General features: G+C 52.6%; 14 protein-coding genes. 8 read left to right on the plus strand and 6 right to left on the minus strand.

Annotation, left to right across the window (positions count from 1 at the left end; genetic code table 11):
• Window positions 1-10: 10 nt before the first annotated feature.
• Together cyoE and A7098_RS20250 are read left to right on the plus strand one after the other, a co-directional pair.
• Entirely contained in the window at window positions 11-901 is an 891-nt protein-coding gene (cyoE, locus tag A7098_RS20245; RefSeq protein ID WP_000971334.1) for a heme o synthase, read from the plus strand.
• A 150-nt stretch (window positions 902-1051) separates the two neighbouring features.
• Window positions 1052-2416 (plus strand): MFS transporter, encoded by a 1365-nt coding sequence (locus tag A7098_RS20250; protein ID WP_105281354.1) that lies wholly within the window; start codon window positions 1052-1054, stop codon window positions 2414-2416.
• A gap of 138 nt (window positions 2417-2554) precedes the next feature.
• Here the strand turns inward: A7098_RS20250 and yajQ are convergent, their stop codons facing one another.
• Entirely contained in the window at window positions 2555-3046 is a 492-nt protein-coding gene (yajQ, locus tag A7098_RS20255; protein ID WP_001138897.1) for a nucleotide binding protein YajQ, read from the minus strand.
• 167 nt (window positions 3047-3213) lie between these two features.
• Between yajQ and panE the strand changes: the two genes are divergently transcribed.
• Together panE and yajL are read left to right on the plus strand one after the other, a co-directional pair.
• On the plus strand, window positions 3214-4125 hold the full coding sequence (gene panE / locus A7098_RS20260; RefSeq protein ID WP_105281355.1) for a 2-dehydropantoate 2-reductase: 912 nt from the start codon (window positions 3214-3216) through the stop codon (window positions 4123-4125).
• Complete coding sequence (gene yajL / locus A7098_RS20265) at window positions 4088-4678, plus strand: protein deglycase YajL (RefSeq protein ID WP_001276330.1); 591 nt, start codon at window positions 4088-4090, stop codon at window positions 4676-4678. Before panE ends, yajL begins: the two co-directional genes overlap by 38 nt.
• A gap of 53 nt (window positions 4679-4731) precedes the next feature.
• Here the strand turns inward: yajL and thiI are convergent, their stop codons facing one another.
• A complete protein-coding gene (thiI, locus tag A7098_RS20270; protein WP_105281356.1) occupies window positions 4732-6180 on the minus strand; it encodes a tRNA uracil 4-sulfurtransferase ThiI in 1449 nt (482 codons plus the stop codon).
• 205 nt (window positions 6181-6385) lie between these two features.
• Between thiI and xseB the strand changes: the two genes are divergently transcribed.
• The 4 genes from xseB to yajO are packed head-to-tail and all read left to right on the plus strand — an operon-like array spanning window position 6386 to window position 10443.
• Window positions 6386-6628 (plus strand): exodeoxyribonuclease VII small subunit, encoded by a 243-nt coding sequence (gene xseB / locus A7098_RS20275; RefSeq protein ID WP_001124936.1) that lies wholly within the window; start codon window positions 6386-6388, stop codon window positions 6626-6628.
• Window positions 6628-7527 carry a (2E,6E)-farnesyl diphosphate synthase gene (gene ispA, locus A7098_RS20280; RefSeq protein ID WP_000347245.1) on the plus strand — a complete coding sequence of 300 codons (900 nt, stop codon included), beginning with the start codon at window positions 6628-6630 and terminating at the stop codon, window positions 7525-7527. Before xseB ends, ispA begins: the two co-directional genes overlap by 1 nt.
• A gap of 24 nt (window positions 7528-7551) precedes the next feature.
• Entirely contained in the window at window positions 7552-9414 is a 1863-nt protein-coding gene (gene dxs / locus A7098_RS20285; protein WP_000006803.1) for a 1-deoxy-D-xylulose-5-phosphate synthase, read from the plus strand.
• 54 nt (window positions 9415-9468) lie between these two features.
• Window positions 9469-10443, plus strand: coding sequence for a 1-deoxyxylulose-5-phosphate synthase YajO (gene yajO / locus A7098_RS20290; RefSeq protein WP_001199803.1), 975 nt, complete (start codon window positions 9469-9471; stop codon window positions 10441-10443).
• An 82-nt stretch (window positions 10444-10525) separates the two neighbouring features.
• Here yajO and pgpA read toward each other — a convergent pair whose 3' ends face one another.
• The 4 genes from pgpA to ribE form a co-directional block, all read right to left on the minus strand.
• Window positions 10526-11044, minus strand: a complete 519-nt coding sequence (pgpA, locus tag A7098_RS20295; protein ID WP_000154045.1) for a phosphatidylglycerophosphatase A — start codon at window positions 11042-11044, stop codon at window positions 10526-10528.
• Entirely contained in the window at window positions 11022-11999 is a 978-nt protein-coding gene (gene thiL / locus A7098_RS20300) for a thiamine-phosphate kinase (RefSeq protein WP_105281357.1), read from the minus strand. The genes pgpA and thiL overlap by 23 nt, the downstream gene beginning before the upstream one ends.
• Window positions 12000-12076: 77 nt before the next feature.
• A complete protein-coding gene (nusB, locus tag A7098_RS20305) occupies window positions 12077-12496 on the minus strand; it encodes a transcription antitermination factor NusB (RefSeq protein ID WP_000801125.1) in 420 nt (139 codons plus the stop codon).
• A gap of 19 nt (window positions 12497-12515) precedes the next feature.
• Window positions 12516-12986, minus strand: coding sequence for a 6,7-dimethyl-8-ribityllumazine synthase (gene ribE / locus A7098_RS20310; RefSeq protein ID WP_001021161.1), 471 nt, complete (start codon window positions 12984-12986; stop codon window positions 12516-12518).
• Window positions 12987-12997 lie beyond the last annotated feature (11 nt).

Here is a 12997-nt window from a genome sequence, read left to right on the forward strand (position 1 = left end):
AGCGGCGGTTATGATGTTTAAGCAATACCTGCAAGTAACGAAACCAGGCATCATCTTTGGCAACCTGATCTCGGTGATTGGGGGATTCCTGCTGGCCTCAAAGGGCAGCATTGATTATCCCCTGTTTATCTACACGCTGGTTGGGGTGTCACTGGTTGTGGCGTCGGGTTGTGTGTTTAACAACTACATCGACAGGGATATCGACAGAAAGATGGAAAGGACGAAGAATCGGGTGCTGGTTAAAGGCCTGATCTCTCCTGCTGTCTCGCTGGTGTACGCCACCTTGCTGGGTATTGCTGGCTTTATGCTGCTGTGGTTTGGCGCGAATCCGCTGGCCTGCTGGCTGGGGGTGATGGGCTTTGTGGTGTATGTCGGCGTTTATAGCCTGTACATGAAACGCCACTCTGTCTACGGCACGTTGATTGGTTCGCTTTCCGGCGCTGCGCCGCCGGTGATCGGCTACTGTGCGGTGACAGGCGACTTCGATAGCGGCGCTGCAATCCTGCTGGCTATCTTCAGCCTGTGGCAAATGCCCCACTCTTATGCCATCGCCATTTTCCGCTTCAAGGATTATCAGGCGGCGAACATTCCGGTACTGCCGGTGGTGAAAGGCATTTCAGTGGCGAAGAATCACATCACGCTGTATATCATCGCCTTTGCTGTTGCCACGCTAATGCTCTCTCTTGGCGGTTACGCTGGATACAAATATCTGGTGGTCGCTGCGGCAGTCAGCGTCTGGTGGTTAGGTATGGCCCTGCGTGGTTATAAAGTTGCTGATGACCGAATCTGGGCGCGCAAGCTATTCGGCTTCTCTATCATCGCCATCACTGCCCTCTCGGTAATGATGTCAGTTGATTTTATGGTGCCAGACTCGCATACGCTGCTGGCTGGCGTTTGGTAACTGCGACTTCCCTGTTAAAAAAGGTGCTACGGCACCTTTTTTCTTAGCATTAGAAACATATCCCTCACGAAATATTTACTAAAAAATCCGCATGTTTACCCCATTCGTTTGCCGCTTTACACTAGTCGCGAATTTAAAACAGAGGTGGTAATGAACGATTATAAAATGACGCCAGGCGAGCGGCGCGCGACCTGGGGTTTAGGAACCGTATTTTCATTGCGTATGCTGGGCATGTTTATGGTTCTGCCGGTTCTGACCACGTACGGCATGGCTCTGCAAGGCGCCAGTGAAGCGTTGATCGGGATTGCGATTGGCATTTATGGTCTGACTCAGGCCGTTTTTCAGATTCCATTTGGCCTGCTTTCCGACCGCATAGGCCGCAAACCGCTTATCGTTGGCGGGTTAGCTGTGTTCGTCGCGGGTAGCGTGATTGCCGCGCTTTCCGACTCCATCTGGGGGATCATTCTGGGTCGTGCGTTACAAGGTTCTGGCGCCATAGCCGCAGCCGTTATGGCGCTACTTTCTGATCTGACTCGCGAACAAAACCGTACCAAAGCGATGGCATTTATCGGCGTCAGTTTTGGCATTACCTTCGCCATTGCGATGGTGCTTGGTCCGATCATCACTCACAAACTTGGGCTACATGCGCTGTTCTGGATGATCGCTATTCTGGCAACGACCGGCATTGCGTTGACCATTTGGGTTGTGCCTAACAGCCGCACGCACGTACTTAATCGTGAGTCCGGGATGGTGAAAGGCAGTTTCAGTAAAGTGCTGGCGGAACCACGCCTGCTGAAACTCAACTTCGGCATTATGTGTCTGCACATGTTGCTGATGTCGACGTTTGTTGCCCTGCCAGAGCAACTGGCTGGCGCGGGTTTTCCGGCAGCTGAACACTGGAAGGTCTATCTGGCGACGATGTTAATCGCCTTTGGCTCGGTTGTGCCTTTCATTATCTACGCCGAAGTTAAGCGCAAAATGAAACAGGTCTTTATCTTCTGCGTCGGGCTGATCGTCATTGCGGAAATCGTGTTGTGGAACGCACAAACGCAGTTCTGGCAGTTAGTGGTCGGCGTGCAGCTTTTCTTTGTGGCGTTTAACCTGATGGAAGCCCTCCTGCCTTCACTTATCAGTAAAGAGTCGCCAGCAGGTTACAAAGGCACGGCGATGGGTGTTTACTCCACCAGCCAGTTTCTTGGCGTGGCGATTGGCGGTTCTCTGGGCGGCTGGATTGACGGCATGTTTGACGGTCAGGGGGTTTTTCTGGCAGGTGCAATACTGGCGGCGGTGTGGCTGGCGGTCGCCAGTACGATGAAAGAACCGCCGTATGTCAGCAGCTTGCGCATTGAAATCCCGGCTGAAGTTGCCGCAAATGATTTGTTAAAAGTTCGCTTACTGGAAACGGCTGGCGTCAAAGAAGTGTTGATTGCAGAAGAAGAACATTCGGCTTACGTGAAAATCGACAGCAAAGTGACGAATCGCTTTGAGGTTGAACAGGCAATTCGCCAGGCATAAAAACGAGGCTAAATTGCCTGATGCGCTACGCTTATCAGGCCTACAAAGTTGCTGTAATCTTTTGAAATCACAAACTTTTGCAGGCCAGTTAAGGCGATCATGCCGCATCCGGCATGAACAGAGCGCACGTTATCGAGATTAATCGCGGAAGTTTTTGAACTGGAACGGCTGGCCGAGATCGCCACCGCGTACCATCGCCATAACAGCCTGCAAATCATCACGGGATTTACCGGTCACACGGATCTCATCGCCCTGAATTTGCGCCTGCACTTTCAGTTTGCTGTCTTTGATCATCTTGACGATTTTCTTCTGGGTCGCACTCTCAATGCCCTGCTTCAGCTTCGCTTCCACAAACCAGGTTTTACCGCTATGAACGATATTTTCCGGTACATCCAGCGAACTGCCTTCAATGCCGCGTTTCAGCAGTTTGGCACGCAGAATATCCAGCAACTGATTGACCTGGAAATCGGACTCACTCAGCACTTTGATAGTTTTGTTAGCGTCGTTCAGCTCAAACGACGCTTCAACGTTACGGAAGTCAAAACGAGACTCTACTTCGCGACTCGCGTTATCGACCGCGTTACGCGCTTCCTGAAGATCAACTTCAGAGACAATATCGAAAGATGGCATCTTTTTCTCTCCCTTCATTTTTGATGCGAAGCATAATACCTGCAAAGTTAAATAACAGACAGTCCTGCGCCAGGACGTATCCCTTAATTGTGCATAGTCACAACACCATGCACAATTAAGGGATAGCCTTATTGAACACCCGGTGTGGTTGCGGGTGAGGAGGAACAATGAAAATTACCGTATTGGGATGCGGTGCCTTAGGGCAATTATGGCTTACAGCATTTTGCAAACAAGGTCACGAGGTTCAGGGCTGGCTGCGCGTACCGCAACCTTATTGTAGCGTGAATCTGGTGGAGACAGACGGTTCGATATTTAACGAATCGCTGACCGCCAATGATCCTGATTTTCTGGCCACCAGCGATCTACTCCTGGTGACGCTGAAAGCCTGGCAGGTATCTGATGCCGTCAAAAGCCTGGCGACGACGCTACCTGTAACCACGCCAATTCTGCTGATCCACAACGGCATGGGCACCATTGAAGAGTTACAGAACATCGGGCAACCGTTACTGATGGGCACGACCACCCATGCAGCGCGCCGCGACGGCAACGTCATCATTCACGTGGCAAACGGTATCACACATATCGGCCCGGCACGGCAACAGGACGGTGATTACAGTTATCTGGCGGATATTTTGCAAACCGTGTTGCCTGACGTTGCCTGGCATAACAATATTCGCGCCGAGCTGTGGCGCAAGCTGGCGGTAAACTGTGTGATTAATCCGCTCACTGCCATCTGGAATTGCCCGAACGGTGAATTACGTCATCACCCGCAAGAGATTATGCAGATATGCGAAGAAGTCGCGGCGGTGATCGAACGCGAAGGGCATCATACTTCAGCGGAAGATTTACGTGATTACGTGATGCAGGTGATTGATGCCACAGCAGAAAACATTTCGTCGATGTTGCAGGACATCCGCGCAATGCGCCATACAGAAATCGACTATATCAATGGTTTTCTCTTACGCCGCGCCCGCGCGCATGGGATTGCTGTACCGGAAAACACCCGCCTGTTTGAAATGGTAAAAAGAAAGGAGAGTGAATATGAGCGCATCGGCACTGGTCTGCCTCGCCCCTGGTAGTGAAGAGACTGAAGCGGTCACCACCATCGACCTGTTGGTTCGCGGTGGTATTAATGTCACCACTGCCAGCGTCGCCAGCGATGGCAACCTGGCGATTACCTGCTCGCGCGGCGTGAAGCTGCTGGCGGATGCGCCGCTGGTCGAAGTGGCGGATGGCGAATATGACGTGATCGTGCTGCCTGGCGGCATTAAAGGCGCGGAGTGTTTTCGCGATAGCACCCTGCTGGTCGAAACTGTTAAACAGTTCCACCGTTCCGGGCGTATCGTTGCCGCTATTTGCGCCACACCAGCTATCGTGCTGGTGCCGCACGATATCTTCCCGATTGGCAACATGACCGGTTTCCCAACGCTGAAAGACAAAATTCCCGCTGAACAATGGCAGGACAAGCGCGTCGTCTGGGATGCACGGGTAAAACTGTTGACCAGTCAGGGACCGGGCACGGCTATTGATTTTGGTCTGAAAATTATTGACCTGCTGGTTGGGCGCGAGAAAGCCCATGAGGTGGCATCACAACTGGTGATGGCGGCAGGGATTTATAATTATTACGAGTAGTGTCGGATGCGGCAAACGTCGCATCTGACCAGATGCGACGTAAAAACCACAAATTACGGGCGATACACCTTCACATTGTTAAAGCCCTGCTCGCGCAGATAGAGCGCCTGCAGACGGCTCATCACCCCGCGCTCACACCACAATAGCCAGGTTTTGTTCTGGTCGAGATCGCCAAATTTGGTGCTCAGTTTATAGAACGGTAGAGAAACCACATCAATCCCTTCGACTTTCAGTGGTTTATCTTCCTGTTCATCGATAGAACGGATATCGAGGATCACGTCGTTCGGGCCGAAGCCATTGACGGTTTCCACTTCCACCACTTCCTGCTCGGTCTGCTGGGCGATTTCGCGGATATCAACGTTATTCGCTTCCTCAACCACTTTATCGAGAATGCTGAAATCGAACTTCTCTTCTTCCGCTTCAATCTTCGATTTAACCGCTTTCACCGTCGGGCTTTTGGAGATCACGCCACAATATTCCGGCATCGTGCGAGCAAAGTCTTCGGTGCCAATCTGGCGAGCCAGGTTGATGATGTGCTCTTTGTCGTAAGAGATCAGCGGACGCAGGATCAGCGTATCGGAGACATTATCAATTAAACGCAGATTGGTCAGGGTCTGGCTGGACACCTGGCCCAGTGCTTCGCCGGTGACCAGCGCCTGTACGCCGTAACGTTCAGCCACTTTAGACGCGGCACGTACCATCATACGTTTGAGGATAACGCCCATCTGACCGTCGTCGATTTTCTCGAGAATTTCCCCGACGACCGGTTCGAAATTAATAGCGACAAAACGCACGCGGTGGGAGCTGCCAAAGCGGTTCCACAGATAATGCGCCACCTGACGCACGCCGATTTCATGCGCCGCGCCGCCAAGGTTAAAGAAGCAGTAATGCACGCGGCAGCCGCGACGCATCAACATATAACTGGAAACACCGGAGTCGAAACCACCGGAAATGAGCGACAGCACATCTTCCTGGGTGCCGATCGGGAAACCGCCAATACCTTCGTAGCGGCCTTTAATCAGCAGGAGACGATCGTCTTCCACTTCCAGATGGACAGTCACATCCGGATTGGTCAGCTTCACGCGTGCGGATTCAATATGTTGATTCAAACCGCCACCGACGTAACGTTCCACATCAATCGAGCTAAAATCATGTTTGCCACGGCGCTTCACGCGTACACAGAAGGTTTTACCTTCCAGCTGATCGCGATACTGAACCAACGCTTTCTCAAAAATATCGTGCATGTCAGTAAACGGCACGTCTTCGACTTCGAGAATATGGTGGATACCCGGAATACGGGTCAGGGCATCGCGAATGACCAGACGCTGATTTTCATCTTTTGCGCGAACTTCGATGTTATCCCAGTGGCGGACGACAGCGAGCGTCTCATCATAGTGCTTTAAAACGTTACGAATATTCCCGGTAAGGATTTTTATAAAGCGCAAGCGCACAGATTGGCTCTTGATGGTGATTTCCGGGAACAATTTAATGATAAACTTCATGGCGGCAATGGTTCGTTGGCAAGTCTTAAGCGACTTGTATAGGGAAAAATACAGCAGCCCACACCTGCGGCTGCATCCAGGCGCGGAAGTATACCACTAACATCGCTTTGCTGCGCACATCACCTTACCATTGCGCGTTATTTGCTATTTGCCCTGAGTCCGTTACCATGGCGGGGCGTAAAATATTGAGAGTCAGACATTCATTATGCCGAAGAAAAATGAGGCGCCCGCCAGCTTTGAAAAGGCGCTAAGCGAGCTGGAACAGATTGTGACCCGTCTGGAAAGTGGCGACCTGCCGCTGGAAGAGGCACTGAACGAGTTCGAACGTGGCGTGCAGCTGGCACGTCAAGGGCAGGCCAAATTACAACAAGCCGAACAGCGCGTACAAATCCTGCTGTCTGACAACGAAGACGCCTCTCCTACACCTTTTACACCGGACAATGAGTAATGGACTTTCCGCAGCAACTCGAAGCCTGTGTTAAGCAGGCCAACCAGGCGCTGAGCCGTTTTATCGCCCCACTGCCCTTTCAGAACACTCCCGTGGTAGAAACCATGCAGTATGGCGCATTATTAGGTGGTAAGCGCCTGCGACCGTTCCTGGTTTATGCTACTGGTCAAATGCTCGGCGTTAGCATGAGCACGTTAGACGCACCCGCTGCCGCCGTAGAGTGTATCCACGCTTACTCATTAATTCATGATGATTTACCGGCAATGGATGATGACGATCTGCGTCGCGGGTTGCCGACCTGTCATGTGAAGTTTGGCGAAGCAAACGCAATTCTTGCTGGCGATGCTTTACAAACGCTGGCGTTTTCGATTTTAAGCGATGCCGATATGCCGGAAGTATCAGATCGCGACAGAATTGCGATGATTTCTGAACTGGCAAATGCCAGCGGTATTGCCGGAATGTGCGGCGGTCAGGCATTAGATTTAGACGCAGAAGGCAAACACATACCTCTGGAGGCGCTTGAGCGTATTCATCGCCATAAAACCGGCGCATTGATTCGCGCCGCCGTTCGCCTTGGTGCATTAAGCGCCGGAGATAAAGGACGAAATGCACTGCCTATACTCGACAAGTATGCAGAGAGCATCGGCCTTGCCTTCCAGGTTCAGGATGACATCCTGGATGTGGTGGGAGATACTGCAACGTTGGGTAAACGCCAGGGCGCCGACCAGCAACTTGGCAAAAGTACCTACCCTGCACTTCTGGGTCTTGAGCAAGCCCGGAAGAAAGCCCGGGATCTGATCGACGATGCCCGTCAGTCGCTGAAACAACTGGCTGAACAGTCACTCGATACCTCGGCACTGGAAGCGCTAGCGGACTACATCATCCAGCGTAATAAATAAACAATAAGTATTAATAGGCCCCTGATGAGTTTTGATATTGCCAAATACCCGACCCTGGCACTGGTCGACTCCACCCAGGAGTTACGACTGTTGCCAAAAGAGAGTTTACCGAAACTCTGCGACGAACTGCGCCGCTATTTACTCGACAGCGTGAGCCGTTCCAGCGGGCACTTCGCCTCCGGGCTGGGCACGGTCGAACTGACCGTGGCGCTGCACTATGTCTACAACACTCCTTTTGACCAATTGATTTGGGATGTGGGGCATCAGGCTTATCCGCATAAAATTTTGACCGGACGCCGCGACAAAATCGGCACCATCCGTCAGAAAGGCGGCCTGCATCCGTTCCCGTGGCGCGGCGAAAGCGAATATGACGTATTAAGCGTCGGGCATTCATCAACCTCCATCAGTGCCGGAATTGGTATTGCGGTTGCTGCCGAGAAAGAAGGCAAAAATCGCCGCACCGTCTGTGTCATTGGCGACGGCGCGATTACTGCTGGCATGGCGTTTGAAGCAATGAACCATGCGGGTGATATCCGTCCTGACATGCTGGTGGTCCTCAACGACAATGAAATGTCGATTTCCGAAAATGTCGGCGCGCTCAACAACCATCTGGCGCAGCTCCTTTCTGGTAAGCTTTACTCTTCACTGCGCGAAGGCGGGAAAAAAGTTTTCTCCGGCGTTCCGCCAATTAAAGAACTGCTCAAACGTACCGAAGAACATATTAAAGGCATGGTGGTGCCTGGCACGTTGTTTGAAGAGCTGGGCTTTAACTACATCGGCCCGGTGGACGGTCACGATGTGCTGGGGCTTATCACTACGCTTAAGAACATGCGCGACCTGAAAGGCCCACAGTTCCTGCATATCATGACTAAAAAAGGTCGTGGTTATGAACCGGCAGAAAAAGACCCTATCACCTTCCACGCCGTGCCTAAATTTGATCCCTCCAGCGGTTGTTTGCCGAAAAGTAGCGGCGGTTTGCCGAGCTATTCAAAAATCTTTGGCGACTGGTTGTGCGAAACCGCAGCGAAAGACAACAAGCTGATGGCGATTACTCCGGCGATGCGTGAAGGTTCTGGCATGGTCGAATTCTCACGTAAATTCCCGGATCGCTATTTTGATGTGGCAATCGCTGAGCAACACGCAGTGACCTTTGCTGCGGGTCTGGCGATTGGGGGGTACAAACCAATCGTGGCGATCTACTCCACCTTCCTGCAACGCGCCTATGATCAGGTACTGCATGACGTGGCGATTCAAAAGCTACCGGTTCTGTTCGCCATCGACCGCGCGGGCATTGTTGGTGCTGACGGTCAAACCCATCAGGGCGCGTTTGATCTCTCTTACCTGCGCTGCATTCCGGAAATGGTCATTATGACCCCGAGCGATGAAAACGAATGTCGCCAAATGCTCCATACCGGCTATCACTATAACGAGGGGCCGTCAGCGGTGCGCTACCCGCGCGGCAATGCCGTCGGCGTGGAGCTGACGCCGCTGGAAAAACTGCCGATTGGCAAAGGCATCGTGAAGCGTCGTGGTGAAAAGCTAGCGATCCTCAACTTTGGTACGCTAATGCCAGAAGCGGCGAAAGTCGCCGAATCGCTGAACGCTACGCTGGTCGATATGCGTTTTGTGAAGCCGCTTGATGAAGCGTTAATTCTGGAAATGGCCGCCAGCCATGAGGCGCTGGTCACCGTTGAAGAAAACGCCATTATGGGCGGCGCGGGCAGTGGCGTGAACGAAGTGCTGATGGCTCATCGTAAACCGGTGCCGGTACTGAACATTGGCCTGCCGGACTTCTTTATTCCGCAAGGAACTCAGGAAGAAATGCGCGCCGAGCTCGGCCTCGATGCCGCCGGAATGGAAGCCAAAATCAAGGCCTGGCTGGCATAATCCCTACTCCACTCCTGCTATGCTTAAGAAATTATTCATGGCAGGAGTGGCAGCATGCAATACAACCCCTTAGGAAAAACCGACCTTCGCGTTTCCCGACTTTGCCTTGGCTGTATGACCTTTGGCGAGCCAGATCGCGGTAATCACGCATGGACACTGCCGGAAGAGAGCAGCCGTCCAATCATCAAACGTGCGCTGGAAGGCGGCATAAATTTCTTTGATACCGCCAACAGTTATTCTGACGGCAGCAGCGAAGAGATAGTCGGTCGCGCACTACGGGATTTCGCCCGCCGTGAAGACGTGGTCGTTGCCACCAAAGTATTCCATCGTGTCGGTGATTTGCCAGAAGGATTATCCCGCGCACAAATTCTGCGCTCTATTGACGACAGCCTGCGCCGTCTCGGCATGGATTATGTTGATATCCTGCAAATTCATCGCTGGGATTACAACACGCCTATCGAAGAGACTCTTGAAGCCCTGAACGATGTGGTAAAAGCCGGGAAAGCGCGTTATATCGGTGCGTCATCCATGCACGCCTCGCAGTTTGCTCAGGCTCTGGAGCTGCAAAAACAGCACGGCTGGGCGCAGTTTGTCAGTATGCAGGATCACTACAATCTGATTTATCGCGAAGAAGAACGCGAGATGCTGCCGCTATGTTATCAGGAGGGCGTCGCGGTGATCCCGTGGAGCCCGCTGGCGCGGGGACGTCTGACTCGTCCGTGGGGAGAAACCACCGCACGATTAGTTTCCGATGAAGTAGGAAAAAATCTCTACAACGAAAGCGACGAAAATGACGCGCAGATTGCAGAACGATTAACGGGCGTGAGTGAAGAATTGGGGGCTACGCGAGCACAAGTGGCGCTGGCGTGGCTATTGAGCAAACCGGGCATTGCCGCGCCGATTATCGGAACTTCGCGGGAAGAACAGCTTGATGAGTTGCTGAACGCGGTGGATATCACGCTAAAACCAGAGCAGATTGCCGAACTGGAAACGCCGTATAAACCCCATCCGATAGTAGGATTTAAATAGATATCCAGGCCTGATAAGGCGTTCACGTCGTATCAGGCATCGGTGCGCAACCGCCGGATGCGGCGTGAACGCCTTATTCAGCCTACGACAGAATACCCATCGGCCAGTGATGGCCGATAAAATAGAGTATTCCAGCAGAAATCACCCCAGCGACAATATCATCGATCATGATCCCCATGCCGCCATGCACATTGCGATCAAACCAGCGGATCGGCCACGGTTTCCACATATCCAGAATACGGAAAATCACAAACCCGGCGGCAACCCACTGCCAGTCATTGGTCGGCAGCGCCATCAGGGTGATCCACATGCCAATAAATTCGTCCCAGACGATACTGCCGTGATCGTGCACGCCCATATCTTTCGCCGTCTGATGGCAAAGATAGACACCGATACAGATCCCCAGCATCACCACCAGCGAATAGAGCTGCCAGGGCAAAAAGGTCATCAGATACCAGAACGGAATCGCCGCCAGCGAGCCCATCGTCCCAGGAACGATCGGGCTTAATCCACTTCCGAATCCGACAGCAAGCAAATGCCACGGATTACTCATCTTCAGGCGACTTTTCGCGACATCTTTATGGCGTGGCAAAATGGTCATATCCTTTCCAGTCTAACGTGACAGGTTCGCCGTCACGAATAAAACAAAGCCCTTCGATATCGGCGGTCATTTGCCCGATACAGGTAAACGGTACGCCCAGGTGTCCGAGAGCCACATCCAGCGCGCCACGGTTCAGTTCCGGCACAGTGAAACACAACTCGTAATCTTCACCGCCAGAGAGCGCCCAGCGCAACGCCTGTTCAGGTTCAACATGGTGAGAAAGCGCATCAGAAAACGGCAGCAATGCCAGGTCAATACGTGCGCCGCAGTCGCTGGCTTTCACGATATGGCCGAGGTCGGAGATCAGACCGTCAGAGAGATCGATGGCTGAACTCGCCAGATCGCGCAATGCCTGCCCCTGTAAAATACGCGGCGACGGACGGAGATGACGTTTGATTAAATACTCCGCATCTTTAGCATCGGCAACTTGCAAACGATTTTGCAAAATCGCCAGCCCGGCGGCGCTATCGCCCGGCGTACCGGTCACGTAAATCCAGTCGCCCGGCTTAGCACCAGAGCGCGTTAAGGCTCGACCCATCGGAACAAAGCCGTGGATACCCAACGTCATCGCCAGCGGTCCACGCGTGGTATCGCCGCCAATGAGTTGCATATCGTAATAATTAAGCAGATCGAAAAGACTGTCGCTGAAAGATTCAAGCCACGCTTCGTCTACGTTCGGTAAAGTCAATGCCAGCGTCAACCAGGCCGGATCAGCGCCCATCGCCGCCAGATCGCTTAAGTTTACTGCCAGTGCTTTATACGCCAGATCCGCAGGATCGATATCAGGGAGGAAGTGGTTGCCCGCCACCAGCGTATCAGTACTGATCGCCAGGGTCTGTTTCTCGGGGATATTGAGAAGTGCACAATCGTCACCGATGCCAAGTTCGACATCAAGACGAGAGCTTCTTACACGGTCAAAATAACGGGCAATCAGGGAGAACTCGCCACATGCCATACGTTATGCCTCAGCAGGTAAAAAAGAAAAGGCCGGAGAGTACGGAAATGCTTTCCGTTACTCTGCCGGCCTGGATATCACTTTTTGTTAGGGCGAATCACAGGTGCTGCTTTATCGAGTACGCCGTTGACGAACTTATGGCTGTCTTCTGCGCCGAACGATTTCGCCAGTTCGATCGCTTCGTTAATGGCCACTTTATACGGCACATCGCTACGTTTAGACAGCTCGTACAGCGCAATGCGTAGTACTGCTTTTTCTACCTGGCCCAGCTCTTCCAGCAGGCGCGAAAGATATGGCTTCATCAGTCCGTCGAGGTATGCGGTGTTAGTCGCCACCCCGGCCAGTAGCTCACGGAAGTACAGGACGTCAACGTCTTTTACATCCTGTTCAGCCAGGAACTGGTATTCAACATCAGCGATGTCGTTCTGGGACAACTGCCAGGAGTAGAGCGCCTGGACGGCACACTCACGAGCGCGGCGACGAGCAGCAGGTTTCACGGATTTCCCCTTACTAATTTCAGGCCTTGATGGCTTTCAATACATTAATCATTTCAAGCGCGGTCAGTGCAGCTTCTGCACCTTTGTTACCAGCTTTGGTGCCAGCACGTTCGATCGCTTGTTCAATGCTTTCAGTGGTCAGAACCCCAAAAGCAACCGGAATTTCGCTGTCCTGGGCAACATGCGCCAGGCCGTTGCTTGCACCACCAGCGACGTATTCAAAGTGGGCAGTGCCACCACGAATAACCGTACCCAGCGCGATCACCGCATCGTATTTACCAGTTTTAGCCAGTGCACCAGCCGCCAGCGGCAGCTCATAGGCACCTGGCACCCAAACAACGGTAATGTTTTCATCTTTTACCTGACCAATACGTTTCAGTGCGTCAATCGCACCTTCCAGCAGGCTGTCATTGATAAAGTTGTTGAAACGCGCAATGGTGATGGCGACGCGAGCGTCCGGGGTAGCAACGTTAGCTTCAATAATGTTCATTTTTTTCCTTC

The organism is Escherichia sp. MOD1-EC7011 (assembly GCF_002965005.1).
In the GTDB taxonomy this organism is placed as follows: domain Bacteria; phylum Pseudomonadota; class Gammaproteobacteria; order Enterobacterales; family Enterobacteriaceae; genus Escherichia; species Escherichia ruysiae.

What these genes read in the sequence shown, in the direction of transcription:
- cyoE (WP_000971334.1), top strand. Translation starts at nt 11, where the DNA reads ATGATGTTTAAGCAATACCTGCAAGTAACGAAACCAGGCATCATCTTT.
- A7098_RS20250 (WP_105281354.1), top strand. Translation starts at nt 1,052, where the DNA reads ATGAACGATTATAAAATGACGCCAGGCGAGCGGCGCGCGACCTGGGGT.
- yajQ (WP_001138897.1), bottom strand. Translation starts at nt 3,046, where the DNA reads ATGCCATCTTTCGATATTGTCTCTGAAGTTGATCTTCAGGAAGCGCGT.
- panE (WP_105281355.1), top strand. Translation starts at nt 3,214, where the DNA reads ATGAAAATTACCGTATTGGGATGCGGTGCCTTAGGGCAATTATGGCTT.
- yajL (WP_001276330.1), top strand. Translation starts at nt 4,088, where the DNA reads ATGAGCGCATCGGCACTGGTCTGCCTCGCCCCTGGTAGTGAAGAGACT.
- thiI (WP_105281356.1), bottom strand. Translation starts at nt 6,180, where the DNA reads ATGAAGTTTATCATTAAATTGTTCCCGGAAATCACCATCAAGAGCCAA.
- xseB (WP_001124936.1), top strand. Translation starts at nt 6,386, where the DNA reads ATGCCGAAGAAAAATGAGGCGCCCGCCAGCTTTGAAAAGGCGCTAAGC.
- ispA (WP_000347245.1), top strand. Translation starts at nt 6,628, where the DNA reads ATGGACTTTCCGCAGCAACTCGAAGCCTGTGTTAAGCAGGCCAACCAG.
- dxs (WP_000006803.1), top strand. Translation starts at nt 7,552, where the DNA reads ATGAGTTTTGATATTGCCAAATACCCGACCCTGGCACTGGTCGACTCC.
- yajO (WP_001199803.1), top strand. Translation starts at nt 9,469, where the DNA reads ATGCAATACAACCCCTTAGGAAAAACCGACCTTCGCGTTTCCCGACTT.
- pgpA (WP_000154045.1), bottom strand. Translation starts at nt 11,044, where the DNA reads ATGACCATTTTGCCACGCCATAAAGATGTCGCGAAAAGTCGCCTGAAG.
- thiL (WP_105281357.1), bottom strand. Translation starts at nt 11,999, where the DNA reads ATGGCATGTGGCGAGTTCTCCCTGATTGCCCGTTATTTTGACCGTGTA.
- ribE (WP_001021161.1), bottom strand. Translation starts at nt 12,986, where the DNA reads ATGAACATTATTGAAGCTAACGTTGCTACCCCGGACGCTCGCGTCGCC.